General features: G+C 63.4%; 17 protein-coding genes. 7 read left to right on the top strand and 10 right to left on the bottom strand.

Annotation, left to right across the window (positions count from 1 at the left end):
* Positions 1-19: 19 nt before the first annotated feature.
* Entirely contained in the window at positions 20-151 is a 132-nt protein-coding gene (locus tag JT360_RS33990) for a hypothetical protein (RefSeq protein ID WP_013893872.1), read from the bottom strand.
* 294 nt (positions 152-445) lie between these two features.
* A complete protein-coding gene (locus JT360_RS18445; RefSeq protein ID WP_214473158.1) occupies positions 446-1,144 on the bottom strand; it encodes a type 1 glutamine amidotransferase in 699 nt (232 codons plus the stop codon).
* Positions 1,145-1,233: 89 nt separating this feature from the next.
* Here JT360_RS18445 and JT360_RS18440 point away from each other — a divergent pair, with 89 nt between their 5' ends.
* From JT360_RS18440 to JT360_RS18425, 4 genes are all read left to right on the top strand, one after another.
* Positions 1,234-1,881, top strand: coding sequence for a hypothetical protein (locus JT360_RS18440; RefSeq protein WP_214473157.1), 648 nt, complete (start codon positions 1,234-1,236; stop codon positions 1,879-1,881).
* 31 nt (positions 1,882-1,912) lie between these two features.
* On the top strand, positions 1,913-2,647 hold the full coding sequence (locus tag JT360_RS18435; RefSeq protein WP_214473231.1) for a 16S rRNA (uracil(1498)-N(3))-methyltransferase: 735 nt from the start codon (positions 1,913-1,915) through the stop codon (positions 2,645-2,647).
* Between the two features lie 240 nt (positions 2,648-2,887).
* Positions 2,888-4,261 carry a glutamate--cysteine ligase gene (locus JT360_RS18430; RefSeq protein WP_214473156.1) on the top strand — a complete coding sequence of 458 codons (1,374 nt, stop codon included), beginning with the start codon at positions 2,888-2,890 and terminating at the stop codon, positions 4,259-4,261.
* A 100-nt stretch (positions 4,262-4,361) separates the two neighbouring features.
* Positions 4,362-5,384, top strand: coding sequence for a DUF937 domain-containing protein (locus tag JT360_RS18425; RefSeq protein ID WP_214473155.1), 1,023 nt, complete (start codon positions 4,362-4,364; stop codon positions 5,382-5,384).
* A 168-nt stretch (positions 5,385-5,552) separates the two neighbouring features.
* Here the strand turns inward: JT360_RS18425 and JT360_RS18420 are convergent, their stop codons facing one another.
* A complete protein-coding gene (locus JT360_RS18420; RefSeq protein WP_214473154.1) occupies positions 5,553-5,843 on the bottom strand; it encodes a DUF1127 domain-containing protein in 291 nt (96 codons plus the stop codon).
* 177 nt (positions 5,844-6,020) lie between these two features.
* Here JT360_RS18420 and JT360_RS18415 point away from each other — a divergent pair, with 177 nt between their 5' ends.
* From JT360_RS18415 to JT360_RS18405, 3 genes are all read left to right on the top strand, one after another.
* Entirely contained in the window at positions 6,021-6,977 is a 957-nt protein-coding gene (locus JT360_RS18415) for a LysR substrate-binding domain-containing protein (protein WP_214473153.1), read from the top strand.
* Positions 6,978-7,053: 76 nt separating this feature from the next.
* On the top strand, positions 7,054-8,685 hold the full coding sequence (gene xseA, locus JT360_RS18410) for an exodeoxyribonuclease VII large subunit (RefSeq protein WP_214473152.1): 1,632 nt from the start codon (positions 7,054-7,056) through the stop codon (positions 8,683-8,685).
* A gap of 4 nt (positions 8,686-8,689) precedes the next feature.
* Positions 8,690-9,826: a DmpA family aminopeptidase gene (locus tag JT360_RS18405; RefSeq protein WP_214473151.1), complete on the top strand. Its 1,137-nt coding sequence runs from the start codon at positions 8,690-8,692 to the stop codon at positions 9,824-9,826.
* A gap of 55 nt (positions 9,827-9,881) precedes the next feature.
* On the opposite strand, the gene JT360_RS18400 is transcribed toward JT360_RS18405, so the two are convergent.
* The 7 genes from JT360_RS18400 to JT360_RS18370 all read right to left on the bottom strand — a co-directional run bounded on the left by JT360_RS18400 (position 9,882) and on the right by JT360_RS18370 (position 16,881).
* On the bottom strand, positions 9,882-10,133 hold the full coding sequence (locus JT360_RS18400) for a DUF768 domain-containing protein (protein ID WP_214473150.1): 252 nt from the start codon (positions 10,131-10,133) through the stop codon (positions 9,882-9,884).
* Between the two features lie 397 nt (positions 10,134-10,530).
* Positions 10,531-11,220: an SDR family NAD(P)-dependent oxidoreductase gene (locus JT360_RS18395; RefSeq protein WP_214473149.1), complete on the bottom strand. Its 690-nt coding sequence runs from the start codon at positions 11,218-11,220 to the stop codon at positions 10,531-10,533.
* Positions 11,221-11,642: 422 nt separating this feature from the next.
* A complete protein-coding gene (locus JT360_RS18390) occupies positions 11,643-12,449 on the bottom strand; it encodes a glycosyltransferase family 25 protein (protein WP_214473148.1) in 807 nt (268 codons plus the stop codon).
* Between the two features lie 456 nt (positions 12,450-12,905).
* Complete coding sequence (locus tag JT360_RS18385) at positions 12,906-13,925, bottom strand: isopenicillin N synthase family dioxygenase (protein ID WP_214473147.1); 1,020 nt, start codon at positions 13,923-13,925, stop codon at positions 12,906-12,908.
* Between the two features lie 248 nt (positions 13,926-14,173).
* Positions 14,174-15,220 (bottom strand): ornithine cyclodeaminase, encoded by a 1,047-nt coding sequence (ocd, locus tag JT360_RS18380; RefSeq protein ID WP_214473146.1) that lies wholly within the window; start codon positions 15,218-15,220, stop codon positions 14,174-14,176.
* A 69-nt stretch (positions 15,221-15,289) separates the two neighbouring features.
* Positions 15,290-16,171 (bottom strand): branched-chain amino acid ABC transporter permease, encoded by an 882-nt coding sequence (locus JT360_RS18375; RefSeq protein WP_214473145.1) that lies wholly within the window; start codon positions 16,169-16,171, stop codon positions 15,290-15,292.
* Positions 16,172-16,176: 5 nt separating this feature from the next.
* Positions 16,177-16,881 carry an ABC transporter ATP-binding protein gene (locus JT360_RS18370; protein WP_214473144.1) on the bottom strand — a complete coding sequence of 235 codons (705 nt, stop codon included), beginning with the start codon at positions 16,879-16,881 and terminating at the stop codon, positions 16,177-16,179.
* Between the last annotated feature and the right edge of the window lies 1 nt (position 16,882).

Below are 16,882 nucleotides of genomic sequence, written 5' to 3'. Positions count from 1 at the left end.
GCGCGACGACGTTACAGCTTTAGCGAAGTGAGGCGGTGACGCCGTAGCCGTCGACGGCGTTGTGGTTGTTGGCGGCATCGGCGGCATAGATGCCGAGACCGCAAAGCACGATGGCGGACAGCATGGCAAAGGACAGAAGCGCTGCTTTCACGGAAGTCATCTCTTGTTGAGCTTTCTGCATCTGTGCATGGGACGGTTACCAATGCGTTGAAGCGGAAAAATCGTTTCAAAATTTCGACGATTTCGCGCTTCTAGGCGTGTTCTGTATCGGCGGTGTGTCGCACGGGTCACACAAAAGGTTCATCGCGGTTGCACAGCCGATCAGGAGCGCGCGCCTTCTAGGATGGCGGGCGGACACAAGCCAAGGACGAAAGGTCTTTTCCCAGACGGATTCATGGCTGCGTGCCAATTATGTCACGCGGGCAGGGTTCGAAGGGGCGGATGTTCAGATGATCGCTACCCAGGCGCGGGCGATGGCGAGGCCGGCGGCATCGGCGTCGGGGCCATTGCGGGCCATCTCGCCGTCGAGCTTGCCGGCCCAGTCGGGATGGCGCGCGGCGATGATCGGTGCGAAGGAGGAACTCCAGTCCTTCACCATCGGCCGGTCAGCCTCGAAATGGAACTGGAAGCCGTAGACGGCGCGGCCGACACGAAACGCCTGGTTCTCGGCGACATCGTTGCCGGCGAGCCGGACGGCGTTTTGCGGCAGCACGAACGTGTCGTCGTGCCACTGGAAGATCGGAAATTTTTCAGGCAGTTCAGCCAGCACCGGATCGGCCTTGGCATCTGGCGTCAGCGACACGCCGCGCCAGCCGAATTCGTTGGCCCCGCCGATGCGGTTCTCGCCGCCGAAGGCGCGGGCGACGAGCTGGCTGCCGAGACAGATGCCGAGCACGGCGCGGTCCCTGCCGGCGAAATCGCGGGTCAGTTCGAGCAGCGCCGGGAAATAGGGATAGTCATCATCAGCCAGCGCATTCTGGCCGCCACCTAGCACCACCATGGCATCGTGCTCCGTGGCATCCTCCGGCAGAGGGTCGCCCTTGTAGGGAAGGCGCACATCAAGATCGGCTCCGGCTTCCGCAAGTGCGGCACCAACCTGGCCGAGGCCGGCATTGTCGTAGTTCTGGACCACCAGCACCCGCATCGCAAAAACCTTGCTGACATCAAATGGATGCGAGGAGCGATATCATGCCGCCAGCATTGCAGCCAAGATGCGTATCCCAGGAGAGAACTATGCCACTGCAGAACCGGGTCGATCCGTTCGGCGCCATCCACGCCGTGCCCGAGCGCGGCCTGTTCACCGGCAATCGCGGCATCATCCACGACCCAGCGACGAAAATGCTGTTGAAGAAACGCTGGGCGCTGCAGGCCTGGATCATCTGCGTGTGCCAATTCCGCAATGTGCGGCGCGAGCCGATGGGCCGCAACCGACCGCAAGGAAAGGCTGGCTGGACCGAGCTGTTCTTCCTCGACGAGGTGACGGCGCTGGCAGCCGGGCATCGCCCCTGTTTCTTTTGCCAGCGCGAACGGGCCAAGGATTTCGTCGGCCGCTTCGGCGAAGCCTTCGGCATTGCCGAGCCGCGCGCGCCGCAGGTTGACAAGCGGTTGCACAAGGAGCGGCTGGCTTCGGGTGGCAAACGCCCCGCTGTGGCGACGGACGAGCTTGCCGGCCTGCCCGACGGCACGATGATCGCGGCCGACGGCAACGCCTATGCCTTGCGTCGCGGCAGAGCATTGCCGTGGTCCTTTGCCGGATATGGCCCGGCGATCGACTTCGGCGGTTTCGAAGGCAAGGCGCTTGTGCTGCTGACCCCGCAGACGACGCTTGCCGTCCTGCAACATGGCTTTCGACCGGTGTGGCATCCGTCCGCGCAGGCTTGACGCCGACGGCCGGCTCGCCCATTCCTCGGCGATGCGCGCCAATTACAAGATGCAACGCCTGTTCGTGCCAGACGATCTCGGGCCGGAGGTTGACTTCGATGCCGACCAGCAGCAGAGCCATTATCTCATGCATGTCCTGCGGCTTGGCGAAGGTGCCGAGATCCTGCTGTTCAACGGCCGCGACGGCGAATGGTCGGCGGTCATTGCGGCGAGGTCAAAGAAAGCGGTCAAACTCAGGGTGCGGACGCTGCAGCGGCCGCAGCCTCCTCTGCCCGATCTCACCTATTGTTTCGCGCCGCTGAAGCAGGGCCGGCTCGACTATCTCGTGCAGAAGGCGGTCGAGATGGGTGCGGGCATCCTGCAGCCGGTCATCACCCAGCATACACAAGTGGCCAAGCCGTCCATCGATCGCCTGCGCGCCAACGTCGTCGAGGCCGCCGAGCAATGCGGCATACTGGCGGTGCCGGAAATGCGCGAAGCGGAAAAGTTCGAGCGCCTGCTGACCGGCTGGGACAAGGAACGGCGGCTGATCTTCTGCGACGAGGACGCCTCGACCAACAATCCGCTGCCGGCCTTGCAGTCGGTAAGGGAAAAGAAGCTGGGGCTGCTGGTCGGGCCGGAAGGCGGGTTCTCCGATGACGAGCGCAAGATGCTGCGCGCCCTGCCATTCGTGACCGCCATTCCGCTCGGGCCGCGCATCCTGCGCGCCGACACGGCGGCGGTGGCCGCACTTGCGGTGATGCAGGCGACTGTCGGAGACTGGTAGGACTTGATTTCTCGCAAGGGATGGCCTGGCGCAGTGGCCTTCAATTCCTGTTGACCTGTGGCTCAGGATTTTTCGCTTGATCGGCTACTGACATTTCGTCCATCTAGCGCCGGCGGTCGTCCGGCCGCTCTACAGCGCCGCGCGTCCTTTCGGACGCGCAAGGGACGCTGTAGCATTCGATTGGGGCACATGATCCTTTCCGAAAGTCGATTTTCGGGGTCATGTGCTGAGGGCTGAACCATGGCGCGCGACACTACCGATTTCCGGCCGATCGAAGGCGTCGACGAACTCGTCGACCACCTGGCCGAGGGCAACAAACCGCGCGACAAATGGCGCATCGGCACCGAGCACGAAAAATTCCCCTTCTATGTCGACGGTAACGCGCCTGTGCCCTATGGCGGCGAGCGCGGCATCCGCGCCATCCTCGAAGGCATGCAGTCAAAGCTCGGCTGGGATCCGATCATCGATGACGGCCGCATCATTGGCCTGGTCGAGCCGACAGGACAGGGGGCGATCTCGCTCGAGCCCGGCGGCCAGTTCGAGCTTTCCGGCGCGCCGCTGGAGACAATCCATCAGACCTGCCGCGAGGGCAATGCCCACCTGGCCCAAGTGCGCGAGATCGCCGAGCCGATGGGCATCCGCTTCCTTGGCCTTGGCGGCAGCCCGAAATGGTCGCTGGCCGAAACGCCGAAAATGCCAAAGTCGCGCTACGAGATCATGACGCGCTACATGCCCAAGGTAGGGACCAAGGGCCTCGACATGATGTACCGCACCTGCACTATCCAGGTTAACCTCGACTTCGAGAGCGAGACAGACATGCGGCGCAAGATGCAGGTGTCGCTGAAGCTGCAGCCGCTGTCGACGGCGCTGTTCGCCAACTCGCCGTTCACCGAGAGCCGGCCGAACGGCTTGCAGAGCTGGCGTGGCGACATCTGGCGCGACACCGACAACCAGCGCTCCGGCCTGCTCGACTTCTGCTTCTCGCCCGACTTCGGTTTCGCCGACTACGTCGAATGGGCGCTCGACGTGCCGATGTATTTCGTCATCCGCGACGACCAATATCACGACATGACGCACATCACCTTCCGCCAGTTCATGGCGGGTGCCGCGCGCAACGAAGTGCCTGACGGGCTGCCGACGATGGGCGACTGGGCGAACCATCTATCGACCCTGTTCCCCGACGTGCGGCTGAAGCGTTTTCTCGAAATGCGCGGCGCCGACGGCGGCCCGTGGCGGCGCATCTGCGCGCTGCCGGCCTTCTGGGTCGGGCTGCTCTACGACGAGGCTGCACTCGATGCGGCGGAGGCGTTGACCTCGAGCTGGACCTACGAGGAAGTGCTGGCCATGCGCAACGCCGTGCCGGAACTTGGCATTTCCGCACCCTTCCGCAACACCACGCTGCGCGAGATCGGACGCGACGTGCTGGTCATTTCGCGCATGGGGCTGAAGAACCGTGCCCGCAAGAACCGCGACGGCTATGACGAGACCTCGTTCCTCAACACGCTCGACGAGGTCGTGGCGCGCGGCACGACCAGCGCCGAGGAGATGCTTTCCGCCTACCACACGCGCTGGGGTGGCTCGATCGAGCCGGTGTTCATGGAATACGCCTATTGACCCTGCGGGTTGGCGTTGCCGATTGATTGCCAAAAGCGCTTCAATCGGCGGTGGAAACGAACTAGGCTTCTCCGACGACGATTTCCCGGAGGAGAAGCCGATGCCTACCTTGTTCGACATGCTGACCCAGGCGCAGAACGGCAACGGCATGCAGGCGCTTGCCCAACAGTACGGGCTTTCGATGCAGCAGACGCAGGCAGCGGTTGCCGCACTGCTGCCGGCCTTTTCGCAGGGGTTGCAGCGCAACACTGCCGACCCATACGGGCTGGGCGCCTTCATGACGGCAATGGCAAGTGGCCAGCACGCGAAGTATTTCGAGGACGCGACCCGAGCCTTCTCGCCGCAAGGCGTCGATGAGGGCAACGGCATTCTGGGGCATCTGTTCGGCTCGAAGGACCTGTCGCGCGCCGTGGCCAGCCAGGCGGCGCAAGCGAGCGGCGTCAGCCAGCAGGTCCTACAGCAGATGCTCCCGGCGATCGCCTCCATGGTCATGGGCGGGCTCTTCAAGCAGACGACAAGTCAGATGCAGGCCGCTGGAGGTTTCGGCGGTGGCGGCAGCAATCCGCTGGGTGAGATCATCGAGCAAATGATGCGCCAAGGAGGCATGCAGGCGCCGGCGCCGCAACAGCGTCAGGCACCCCCGCCTCAGAACCCGATGGATAACCCGCTTGGCAAGGTCTTGCAGGATATGTTCGGCGGCGGCATACCGCAACCGCAAAGCCAGCCGCAGCCGGCTCCCAATCCCTATGGCGACAATCCGCTCGGCAAGGTGCTGCAGGACATGTTCGGTGGCGGCACGCCGCAGCCGCAAGGCCGGGCTCAGCCGCAGCCGACACAAAGCCCCTATGGCGACAATCCGCTCGGGAAGATCTTCGAGGAGATGCTGCGGCAAGGTGGTGGCGGCGGCTTCGGGATGCCCGGCGGACAGCCGGCGCCGCAACCTCAGGCACCGCAGCAGCGCCAGGCCCCGCAGCCGCAGGCCAATCCGAGCGGCAGGCCGAGGAACCCTTTCGACGATTTGTTCGGCAAGATGTTCGAGACCGGCGCCCAGCAGCGCGACGACTATCAGAAGGGCGTGGAAACGATCTTCGACCAGTTCAAGCGGGACATGGACCGGCGATAGGCGCCAGGCCAACGGCCGCTTCTGACCGCCAAAAAAGAAAGCCCGGTCCTTGGGAGGACCGGGCAACGTGCAGGCAGGCCGGCGGGGAACCGGCAGGGAGTGGGGGGCCTGCAGAACCTTGGTCGCGCTGAACCGTAAAAAGGTTCAACGGAACCGGAACTCAGCCAATCAGGCCACCTTGCGGGCGATGTGCTCGATTGTTTCCACGCGATCGCTGGCGATTTCGCGCAACATCGCCGTCGGATCGCGGCCGAACGGCACGTCGATGGCGACGTGGAGGTCGGCGCGTGTCAGGCCGATATCAGCGAGTTCGGCATCCGACATCTCGCCAAGCCGATAGAAGGCGCGGCGGTTTTTCCAGGCGCGATAAGCGTTGGAGACAGTATTGGCCACGCGCGTCGCAACGGCCGGACGCGAGGTGATGCGCGAGGTCTCGGTGGCGAAATCAAACGTGGTCATATCGGTCTCCTTCAGACTCGAACGGGCGAAACAAGACGATCGGCGCTGGCGACAGCGGCCGTTCCGGCTTCGATTCACATGCCTTCATGTGGACAATGCCAATTTGCCACTGCGCGATTGATTAATCCAACGAATGTTTCTAATCTTAAGCATCAACATCAATGATGGATTGGACCGATGAAAGCGCCGCTCGATCTCGATCAGTTGCAAACCTTCATCTCGATTGCCGATACCGGCAGCTTCACCCGTGCGGCGGAAGAGGTTCACCGGACCCAGTCGGCAGTATCGATGCAGATGCGCCGGTTGGAGGAGCGGATCGGCAAGCCGCTGTTCGAGAAAGAGGGGCGCAGCAACAGGCTGACGGAGGAAGGCGACAAGCTGCTCTCCTATGCGCGGCGGCTGCTCTACCTCAACCGCGAAACGCTTGCCGCCTTCGACGACCAGCGGCTCGAAGGCACGATCCGTATCGGTACGCCGGACGATTATGCCGACCGTTTCCTGCCGGAGATCATGGCCCGCTTCACGCGCTCCAACCCGCGCGTCGAACTGACCGTCATCTGCGAGCCGACGCCAGGGCTGGTCGAGCATATCAAGCGCGGCAATCTCGACCTGGCGCTGGTGACGCACAACGATGTACGCGGGCAGTCGGAAGTGGTGCGGCGCGAGCCGCTGCTGTGGGTGACCTCGGCCAACCATGCGACGCATGAGCAGGCAACGCTGCCGATGGCCTTTGGCCGGCCCAACTGCATCTGGCGGCGCGCCGCCGTCGATGTGCTGGATCAGCAGAACCGCGACTATCGCATCCTGTTCACCAGCTTCTCGGCAACCGTGATCACCGCCGCCGTGCTTTCGGGCCTGGCGATCTCGGTGCTGCCGGAATGCGCGCTCAGGCCCGGCATGCGGGTGCTGGGCGAAGCCGATGGGTTCGGCGCCCTGCCCGATTGCCGTATCGGCATTATGCGCGGCCAGACATCGCGGCCTGAGATCGTCGACGCGCTTGCCCGCCATATTTCGGAAAGCCTGGACAACATTTCGGTGCCGCTCGGTGAGGAGACGGGAACATTCGACTTCGCCGCACTCGCCTTCGCCAAGATGAAGCGGACAAGGCCGAACCAGATCCTGCCGGGCTGGTAGGAAGCATAAGGCAGCGACTAAGCTGGCGTATTACGAGCGCCTTGACGTGGGACGCCAACCAGCCCCCAATCGACCGATGAGCGAAGCAGCATCCGAATCACGCACCAACGCCACCGAATACACGGTGAGCGAAATTTCGGGCGCGCTGAAGCGCACGGTCGAGGACGTGTTCGGCAATGTGCGGGTGCGCGGCGAAATCTCCGGCTATCGCGGGCCACATTCCTCCGGCCACGCCTATTTCGCGCTGAAGGACGACCGCGCACGGCTCGACGCGGTGGTGTGGAAAGGCACGATGAGCCGGCTGAAATTCCGCCCCGAGGAAGGGATGGAGGTGATCGCCACCGGCAAGCTCACCACCTATCCCGGCAAATCCAACTACCAGATCGTCATCGACAATCTGGAACCGGCGGGTGCCGGGGCGCTGATGGCGCTGCTGGAAGAGCGCAAGCGCCGGCTGCAGGCGGAAGGCCTTTTCGACGCCGACCGCAAACGCCGGCTGCCCTTCATGCCTTGCGTCATCGGCGTCGTCACCTCGCCGACCGGGTCGGTCATCCGCGACATCATCCACCGCATCAAGGACCGCTTTCCGCTGCACGTTCTGGTCTGGCCGGTGCGCGTGCAGGGCGAGACGGCGAGTGCGGAAGTGACCAATGCGGTCACCGGCTTCAACGCGCTGGCATGGGATGGTCCGATCCGGCGCCCCGATCTCTTGATCGTCGCGCGCGGTGGCGGCAGCCTCGAGGATCTGTGGGGCTTCAACGACGAGGCGCTGGCCCGCGCCGTTGCCGCCTCGGGCATTCCGGTGATCTCGGCCGTCGGCCACGAAACGGACTGGACGCTGATTGACCTTGTCGCCGATGTGCGGGCGCCGACACCGACGGGTGCGGCCGAAATCGCCGTGCCGGTGAAGGCCGACCTCGAAGCCACGCTTGCCAATTTGGGCGCGCGACTCAAGGCGGCGGTGCTGCGCAATTTCGAACGCAAGCGGCAGGCTGCCCGCGCGGCGGCCCGCGCACTGCCCTCGCCCGATCAATTGCTGGCGCTGCCGCGACGGCGCCTCGACGAGGCGACAAGCCGGCTCGGCCGCGGCCTGCTGGTGTCCACCGAACGCAAGCGCGCGCGGTTCTTCGCCGTAAAATTGACGCCGGCAATGCTGTCGCAGCGGATTGCCGAGGCCCGACGCACAAACGACCGCAATCTTTTGCGGGCGCAAGGCGCGCTGCGCACGTTGGCGCGGGCCCGGCGCGCCGAGCTTAACCGGGCGGCGGATCAATTGCCAAAATGTGCGAGGGCATCGCTGCAGCGGCACAGGCAGCAATTGGCCATGCTGCAAGGCCGCATCACGATCGAGCCGACAGCGCGGCGGCAACGCGTACAGAGGGATCTTCTGACGGCCCTGACGCGGCGCGGCGGCCAGGCGATGCTGCTCAGGCTGGAGCGGTTGCGCGGGCGCGTCGTCCAGGCCGACCGGCTGTTGTCGACGCTTTCGCACAAGGCCGTTTTGGCGCGCGGCTTTGCGCTGGTGAAGGATGCCGATGGCACCGTCATCAAACAGGCCGCTGATGTAGCATCGGGGATGGCGCTTTCGCTGGAGTTCGCCGACGGCACGGCGGATGCGGTGGCAACCAGTGGTGCCGCGCGGCCAAAGCCCGCGGCCAGGCCAACGGCCAAGACCAGAGAACCCGGCAATCAGGGATCGCTGTTCTGAGACCATGACCGAGAATCCACACCATTTGGCCACGCCCGGCGGCAAGCCGCGCGCGCGAAGCTTCGGCATCGGTTTCGACGGAACGCCCGGCCCGTTCAATGCGATCACCGACGTGCCCGGAATTGCGGTCGGCTACGCGACGCTGATATCAGGCGATGGCGCGCTCGTCGTCGGCAAGGGACCGGTGCGTACCGGTGTCACCGCGATCCTGCCCAGACCGCGCGCCGAGTTGGCCACGCCGGTCTTCGCCGGTATTTTCAGCCAGAACGGCAACGGCGAATTGACCGGCTCGCACATCGTCGAGGAAACCGGCGCCTTCAACTTCCCGATCACCATCACCAACACGCATTCCTGCGGTGTTTCGCGTGACGGCACGCTGCGCTGGATGCACCAAGTGATGCCGGCCGCGCTCGACTGCGGCTGGGGCCTGCCGGTGGCGGCGGAGACCTATGACGGGTTTCTCAACGACATCAACGGCCACCACCTGACTTCAGAGCATGTTGCCGAAGCGCTAGATGCCGCCGCCGGCGGACCAATCGAAGAAGGCAGCGTCGGTGGCGGTACCGGCATGATCAGCTTCGGGTTCAAGGCCGGCTCGGGCACAGCGTCGCGCATCGTTGGGTGGCAGGGAAATTCCTACACGGTCGGCGCCTTCGTGCAGTCGAATTTCGGCAAGCGGTGCAATTTTGCCCTTCGTGGCCTGCGCGCCGGACCGGAACTCGTGGAGCCGGCGATCCGCGAAGGCAGCCCGCGCGCCGAAAAGGGCTCGATCATCGCTGTCATCGCCACCGACGCGCCGTTCCTGCCGCACCAGATGAAGCGGCTGGCCCGCCGCGTGCCGCTCGGCGTCGCCATGACCGGCGGCTTCGGCTATCACAGCTCGGGCGACATCTTTCTCGCCTTCTCGACAGCCAATCCTGCCGCGGCGCAGGCCCCGTCGGGCCGCATCGCCAATGCCGATTTCATCCCGGACAGCGACATCGACCCGTTTTTCGACGCGGTGATTCAAGCCGTCGAAGAATCGATCCTCAATGCATTGGTCGCCAATGACGACATGACCGGGCGCGACGGCAATTTCGTGCCGGCGCTGCCGAAGGCTTGGCTAAGAGAAAAGTTTGGGCTGAAAGAAAAGTCTGGCTGAGACGAAAACGCGGGCCGAACAGCCCGCGCATTCAGACAGGGTCGCCCCTAAAAATCTATTCGGCGGCTTTGCTGGAGGCCTGCTGGTGCTCGTCAGCCTCGGCTGCTTCCTCAAGCCGGGACGCGATGAGTTCCTTGATATCGCCGACTTCTTCCTGGATGTCCTCCAGCGGTATGCCGACCTCGGCCGCTTTGGCGGCGCATTCCCTGGCCAGCGTCTCGGCCTGCTTATCGATCATGGCCTGGGACTGGCAATGGACCTTTTCGCCGATCCATCCCCGCAAGAACTCGATCGCGTGTTCACTCATACTGCTGTTCCCTGGCGGCAAAGCCGGTTGGTAATCATAAACGTCGGCATCCCGCAAAGGATGCATGTTCCCATTCCAGCCGAGTCGCGGCCATCCGGCAAGCCGAAGCCGTTCAGGGTCCACAGAGGCGAAGGAAATCGAGGGGTGAAGAACATTTTCTGATTCTGAAGGACTGTACCGTTGGCGGGATCTGGCCCGCTCCGAGCAATTGCTTCTGGCTGTTACGGCTTTCAGTCCGTTTCGTATCTCAATGGCTGTCGCTACAGCCGACTTGTGACGTTGCGCTTCACCCGCGAGCCAGCGAAGCCGCCGCTATATAGTGATATCCTCACGCGATGTCGACTCCTCTCAACCCGTGCCCACGGGCCGCGCGAAACTCGCATCCCGTATGAGTCCATCAGAAGGTCTCGACCCAGGGCCTGAGCTCCATTTCCCAGGTCCAGGCGCTGCGGTGCTGGCGATGGATGGAGAGATAGGCCTCGGCGATCGCGTCCGGAGACAGCCGGCGATCCTGCGGCTCGGACTCCTGTCCGGACGCGGCCGAGGCGATGGCACCATCGATGATGAAATGAGCGACATGGATGTTCTTCGGCGCCAGTTCACGAGCCATGGACTGGGCCAGCCCGCGCAGGCCGAATTTGGGCATCGCAAAACCGGCAGAGCCGGCGAACCCCTTCACGCTTGCCGTCGCTCCGGTAAAGAAGATCGAGCCCGCCCCTTGGACGAGGAGCCGGCGGGCCGCTTGCTGGCCGACCAGGAAACCGCCATAGGCCCCGACCAGCAATGCCTGCCGGACCGCCTCGGGATCGAGTTCGGCTATCGGTCCGCGGCCGCGTCCGCTGGCATTGAAAACCACGAGCGAGAGCGGTCCGGCTTTGTCGGCGGCATCGAACAGACGCTCCACCGACGCGGCATCGGAAACATCCGTCGCCACGGCTTGCGCGCCAGTCTGCGCCTGCAAGGCGTCAAGCTTTTCGACGTCGCGGGCGGCCAGCACCACGCGAAAGCCCTGACTGGCGAGAAGGCGAGCCAGCGAGGCGCTCAAGCCGGAGCCCGCACCGGCGATGACGGCGACATTGGATGTCATGAGACCTCTCCTTCTTTCCACGGATTGCGGTCGATGGCTGGCGAACGGCCTGTCTTGAACTTGCCGGATCAGCGCGACGCCTGCAACGCGCGGCGGTAAGAAAAATGGCCGGGCGCGAAACCGGCCCGGCCAAAAGAAGGTCATAACCTTCAGAGGGGAACACCGTTCAGCGAAATGGGAGGAAAACACCGAACGGATTTTTACTTTTTGGGCCGATTCCCGGACGGATGCGACGAATGATTTTCTAAAAATCGGTCAGGGTTGCGAAAATCCTGTGCGTTCTTCCTCCAGCGCGTGCCGCCGCTGAGCTATGCCGACGATGAGAGGACGTTGGCGAAATCACAAGCGAGCATGCAGCCCGTACTTTGCCAACCTGCTCAACACCGCTCTGAAGCAGCTGGCGTCGCTTGAATGCCAAAAGACTAGGCCATTGAGCGGCGAACGCGTTGTCCGCGGTAGTCGAACGGAATCGTCTTTTCCCTTCTCAACCGGCAGATGTCGACAAGCTGTCGCCATATCCGCCTGGCCTCGATGGCGAATTTGGTGAAAGGCGGTCGTCCGCACTGCTTAACCAGACCGCGTTCTTGCAGCAGAGCGTGTCTGGTCTGCTCTATCTCGCTTGGAAATTCCGCCGCCTTTTCACGAAGATACGATGCCTGCGTGCACAGTGCGGGCGATAGTTGATAGATCACCTTGCTCGAGCACGTGGCCGAGCCCTGATTGAAGATGACGTGATCGATCGGGATATCGTTGTTGCGCGTAGCGTCCAACAGATCGCGCGCCGCTCGCTTCGAGATGACGTAGCCTGCCGAGCCCCAATGAAACCCATACAATCTATGCAAGGCATAGCCTGGTCCAGCGGGGATCTGCTTCATGGCAACCACTGCTTTTCGGAAAACCGTTTCCATTTTGACGATGTCCGCATCGGCCGGAACCCAGCTTTGGTTGGCAAGCAACAAGCCGGCTGTCTCGGTAAAAATGACGTCATCCTCAAAGATCGCACCACAGGCGTCATCGCCTTGTGCGATGATCTGCCAGCACGCCTGATGGCTCAGGAAACAACCGATTTCCGATAGCGACAGGTGCGGAGACATGCCGGCGATATCTGGACATCTGAGCCCGTCAATTGCGGCAACCCGGTCGAACGCTATGCCGACACGGGAGAATTCAGCCGTCATGTGGGCAAGACGGGCTGGTGATCGGTCCAGATTGATCAGCAGGCATTTCATTGGTTCCCCCAACGCGCCACCAGACGGTCGAACCAGAAGTATTTCACCTCCGCTTCGAACAAAGCCACCAACTCGTCTGGTTTTTTAACCCCCAATACTACGATGTGGAATATCCACGGGGAATTTTGGAAGTCAACCCCTCGCTGCAAGAGCGACCTGACGCAAGAACCGGACTCCAGGGGCAATTATGACTTGGCGATACCAGTTCACATACCGAACCAATAACCGTAACGTGTTGTCCTTATTTTCGAATTCAATGAGCGCTCAACTGACGAACATGGTGGTGCTGCCACAGCCTTGCGTCTCATCATCGTGCCACGGCGCCGCCCTTGCCTGTTTCAGACGGTCGAGCGTGTGGTCCATCAGCATGCGCCGAAGTTCGCCGCCCAGCCTGGCGTTTTTCACGCGGTCAGACGAATGCCGCGGCGAATTTCTCGAAAGGCTTGGCCAGCAAGCTCAGCTGGCCCGGCTTTCCGGCTCCAGCAGATCGGCATAATGGCGCCGCGCGACGTCGGGATGCGAGCGCAGCCGGCTTTTCAGCACATTGTTTCCGACATCGCGAAACAGCGGATTGTCCGGATCACTGGCCGGCCCGCGCGCCTGCGCCGCCAACTCCTCGGAAAGGCCAAGCAAGGGGATCGTCGCATCGAGCCTGGCGCTGAAGAAGAAAGGTACCGAGATGCGCTCGACGCCGGCGGGTGGCGTCACGACGCGATGCACCGTCGCCCGCAAATAGCCGTTGGAGGCCAGTTCGAGCAATTCGCCGATGTTGACGACGAGTGTTCCGGGAATGGGGTCCACATCCACCCAGCTTCCGTCATAGTCGACCTGGAGCCCCTTATTGTCGTCCTGGAGCAACAGCGTCAGGAAACCGCCATCCTTGTGAGCCCCGACACCCTGGTCGCCACCGGTCGCATCGCGGCCGGGGTAGCGCACGATCTTCATGCGATGGTTGGGCTCGTCGCTGTAGATCGGATCGAAGGCATCCTCGGGCTGGTCGAGCGACAGCGCGAAGGCTTTCAGCAGCCGGATCGCCACGGCCGTCACCTTGCTCTGCCAGGCAAGCAACGCCGGCTTGAGATCCGGCAGCGACGCCGGCCACTGATTCGGGCCCTGCAGCCGCGTCCAGGCAGGAATTCCCGGCCCTTGCGCAATGGGCTGGCGCTCAACGCCGATGTCGAGCTGTTCACGCCAGTCCTCCCTGCCCTTGGTCAGTTCGCCGCCGGCGCGCGTATAGCCACGGAACTGTGAGGACTTGACCATCTCGATTGCGAGCTTGTCGGCCTCCGGCAGGGCAAAGAAGTGACGCGATGAGGTGAGCACCTCACTGATCTCCGCCCAGGAGATGCCATGTCCGGCCAGATAGAAAAAGCCGATGTCGCGCGAAGCGGAACGCAAGTCCGCCAGAAATGTCCGGCGCTCCGACGCGCCTTGTTCAAGACGGCTCAGATCGAGCACAGGCACTATTCTGGGCATATCAGGTTCCTTTCCCGGTGCTTTCCGGATGGTTGCTTGAAACCTCCACCGGAGAACCCAGCCGATTGAACATACAGGCACTTTTTCGCGGCCGAAGCCGCCATCAATGCGCGCAAGTCTCATCGACTTCGGATTGCCGGGAAAGGAACGATCGGCCCTTCGTCGCGGCCGCGACGAACAATTTTTCCATTCACGCGGGAAAGCTGATGATGATCGCAACCAGACAGGCGCTGGGCGCCCATCGCCCCTCAACCCTGTTTGGCCGCCCTCAAGAGCATGCCGAAGAGGTCGCGCGGCTCGTCGGGATCGGCCAGCATGTCGAGTTCCTGATAGAGGCCGGTCGACTTCAGCTGATCCCTGACATAGCGCAGCGCCGAAAAATCCTCGATGGCGAAACCGACGGAATCGAACAGCGTGATCTGGCCGGCATCGCGCCGGCCCTGCCCGGCACCTGATATCACCTGCCACAGCTCGGTCACCTGGTGATCCGGCGCAAGTTGCTGTATCTCGCCCTCGATGCGGGTCTGCGGCGAGTATTCGACGAAGATGTCGGAGCGCAGCAGGATATCGCGGTGCAATTCGGTTTTGCCCGGGCAGTCGCCGCCGACAGCATTGATGTGGACGCCGGAGCCAACCATGTTGTCGGTGAGGATGGTGGCGTACTGCTTGTCGGCGGTGACGGTGGTGATGATGTCGGCGTCCTCGACCGCTTCCTGCGCGGTGCTGCAGGCGACCATGTCGAAGCCGAGGCCAGCGAGATTGCGGATGCATTTTTGCGTGGCTGAACGATCGATGTCGTAAAGGCGGAGCTTGTCGACGCCCAGCATTGCTTTGAAGGCCAGCGCCTGGAATTCGGCCTGGGCGCCATTGCCGATCAGCGCCATGCAACGCGAACCAGCCGGCGCCAGGTGCCTTGCGGCAAGAGCCGACATTGCCGCCGTGCGCAGCGCCGTCAGGATGGTCATTTCGGACAGCAATACCGGGTAGCCATTGTGGACATCGGCCAGCATGCCGAAGGCGGTTACCGTCTGGCGGCCCTCACGCATGTTCTTGGGATGGCCATTGACATATTTGAAGCCATAGACCTCGCCGTCGCTGGTCGGCATCAGTTCGATGACGCCCTCGGCGCTGTGCGAGGCGACGCGCGGCGTCTTGTCGAACAGCTCCCAGCGGCGGAAGTCATCCTCGATATAGCCGGCAAGCTCGACCAGGAAGCGTTCGACACCGGTCTTCAGCACCAGCTTCATCATATGGTCGACGCTGACGAACGGCACGATGTTGAGATTGGGGATCATTTTGTTTCCTTGCCAGCGCCGATCAGTCCTGGCGATGCGCATTGTGCGCCCTCATCGCGCCGCATGAAATCAGCTTCGCTGGACGCGCACCGCCGGGATGAGACCTTGCGGGCGCAGCAGCAGCACGGCGATGACCCCCGACAGCACGATGGCGTCGCGATAGGGCGCGATGGCTGCCGGCAGCGTCGCCTGCAGCAGCACTTCGATAATGCCGAGCAGGAAGCCACCGGCGACGGCACCTGGCAAGCTGCCAAGGCCACCAACGACAGCGGCGATGAAAGCTTTCAGGACCGGAGTGAAACCCATCAACGGATCGACGGAGGCGCGCTGCGCCACCCACAGCATTGCCGCCAGCCCGGCGAGCAGTCCGGAGAGCAGGAAGGCGGTGGCGATGATGCGGCTGGCCGGGATGCCCATGAGGCGCACGACGTCGAAATCCTCGGCCGCGGCGCGCATTGCCGTGCCGGTCACCGACCGGCGCAGGAAAACCTCCAACGCAATCAGCGCCAGCGCCGAGACGACGATGGAAATGCTTGGACCGACGCCGATAGTGAAGTCGCCGAAGGAGAAGGCACCGGTCATCCAGCCGGGCATGGCGACGGCCTGGGGCCGGGCCGAGATGCCGTTCTGGAAGACGACCTTGAGCAGGCTGGACACGGCGAAACTGGTCAGCAAAAGACTGGTGACGCTGGCGCTGCGCATGGGCCTGAAGGCGATGCGCTCCATGGCGACAGCGGCGAGCGCGCCGCAGGAAACGGCGACAAGCACCGCCATCGGAAAGGGGAAACCGAGCACCAGCGAGGCCAGAAGTGCGTAGCCCGACAGTGTCATCAGCTCGCCATGGGCGAAGTTGATCAGGCCGACGATGGAAAAGACGATCGCCAGGCCGAGCGCCAGCAGCGCATAGACGCCGCCAAGGCTCACCGCATTGATGATCTGCTGCGCGATCATGCTTCTCAAGCTCCCAGATAGGCTTGGCGGACGAGATCCGACGAAGCGAGCTCTTTTGCCGTGCCGGCCAGCACCACCTCGCCATTGGCGAGCACGACGGCACGGTCGGCGATCTCGAGCGCCAGCGCCACATTCTGCTCGACCAGAAGAATGGTCAGGCCCTTGCGGCGCAGTTCGGCGATGAGGTCGAAGACGGTATCGATCAGTTGCGGAGCAAGGCCGAGCGACGGCTCGTCGAGCAGCACCATGCGCGGCTTGCCCATCAGCGCGCGGGCAATCGCCAGCATTTGCTGTTCGCCGCCCGACAGGTTGCCACCCTTGACGCGGTGGTAGCGGCGCAGGACCGGGAACAGCTCCAGCATCTCCTCCTCGCGCACCCGCGCCTCGGCTGCGGGCTGGTGTACCGCGCCGCCGAGACGCAGATTGTCGGCCACCGTCAGGCTGGCGAAGATGCGGCGGCCTTCGGGAACCAGCGCGACGCCCTTGCGGGCGATCGCCTCAGGCGCCAGGCCGGTGATGTCGGCACCGTCGAACACCACCTTGCCGGATGCTGCCGGCACCAGCCCGGCGACGGCGCCGAGCGTCGAGCTCTTGCCGGCGCCATTGGCACCGACCAGCGCGATGATCTCGCCGCTGTCGACGGTGAGGTCGACGCGGCGCACCGCCTCGACTTCGCCGTAGCGTATCTTGAGGGCTTCGACGCTCAGCATG

This window comes from Mesorhizobium sp. dw_380 (genome assembly GCF_018588885.1).
Classification (GTDB): Bacteria; Pseudomonadota; Alphaproteobacteria; order Rhizobiales; family Rhizobiaceae; genus Mesorhizobium.
Note: the sequence above shows the minus strand (reverse complement) of the source record. Positions and strands in the feature narration are given on the sequence as shown.

Bases quoted from the DNA above. Each gene is read 5' to 3' on its own strand.
- JT360_RS18445 (WP_214473158.1), bottom strand. From the start codon at position 1,144: ATGCGGGTGCTGGTGGTCCAGAACTACGACAATGCCGGCCTCGGCCAG.
- JT360_RS18440 (WP_214473157.1), top strand. From the start codon at position 1,234: ATGCCACTGCAGAACCGGGTCGATCCGTTCGGCGCCATCCACGCCGTG.
- JT360_RS18435 (WP_214473231.1), top strand. From the start codon at position 1,913: ATGCGCGCCAATTACAAGATGCAACGCCTGTTCGTGCCAGACGATCTC.
- JT360_RS18430 (WP_214473156.1), top strand. From the start codon at position 2,888: ATGGCGCGCGACACTACCGATTTCCGGCCGATCGAAGGCGTCGACGAA.
- JT360_RS18425 (WP_214473155.1), top strand. From the start codon at position 4,362: ATGCCTACCTTGTTCGACATGCTGACCCAGGCGCAGAACGGCAACGGC.
- JT360_RS18420 (WP_214473154.1), bottom strand. From the start codon at position 5,843: ATGACCACGTTTGATTTCGCCACCGAGACCTCGCGCATCACCTCGCGT.
- JT360_RS18415 (WP_214473153.1), top strand. From the start codon at position 6,021: ATGAAAGCGCCGCTCGATCTCGATCAGTTGCAAACCTTCATCTCGATT.
- xseA (WP_214473152.1), top strand. From the start codon at position 7,054: ATGAGCGAAGCAGCATCCGAATCACGCACCAACGCCACCGAATACACG.
- JT360_RS18405 (WP_214473151.1), top strand. From the start codon at position 8,690: ATGACCGAGAATCCACACCATTTGGCCACGCCCGGCGGCAAGCCGCGC.
- JT360_RS18400 (WP_214473150.1), bottom strand. From the start codon at position 10,133: ATGAGTGAACACGCGATCGAGTTCTTGCGGGGATGGATCGGCGAAAAG.
- JT360_RS18395 (WP_214473149.1), bottom strand. From the start codon at position 11,220: ATGACATCCAATGTCGCCGTCATCGCCGGTGCGGGCTCCGGCTTGAGC.
- JT360_RS18390 (WP_214473148.1), bottom strand. From the start codon at position 12,449: ATGAAATGCCTGCTGATCAATCTGGACCGATCACCAGCCCGTCTTGCC.
- JT360_RS18385 (WP_214473147.1), bottom strand. From the start codon at position 13,925: ATGCCCAGAATAGTGCCTGTGCTCGATCTGAGCCGTCTTGAACAAGGC.
- ocd (WP_214473146.1), bottom strand. From the start codon at position 15,220: ATGATCCCCAATCTCAACATCGTGCCGTTCGTCAGCGTCGACCATATG.
- JT360_RS18375 (WP_214473145.1), bottom strand. From the start codon at position 16,171: ATGATCGCGCAGCAGATCATCAATGCGGTGAGCCTTGGCGGCGTCTAT.
- JT360_RS18370 (WP_214473144.1), bottom strand. From the start codon at position 16,881: ATGCTGAGCGTCGAAGCCCTCAAGATACGCTACGGCGAAGTCGAGGCG.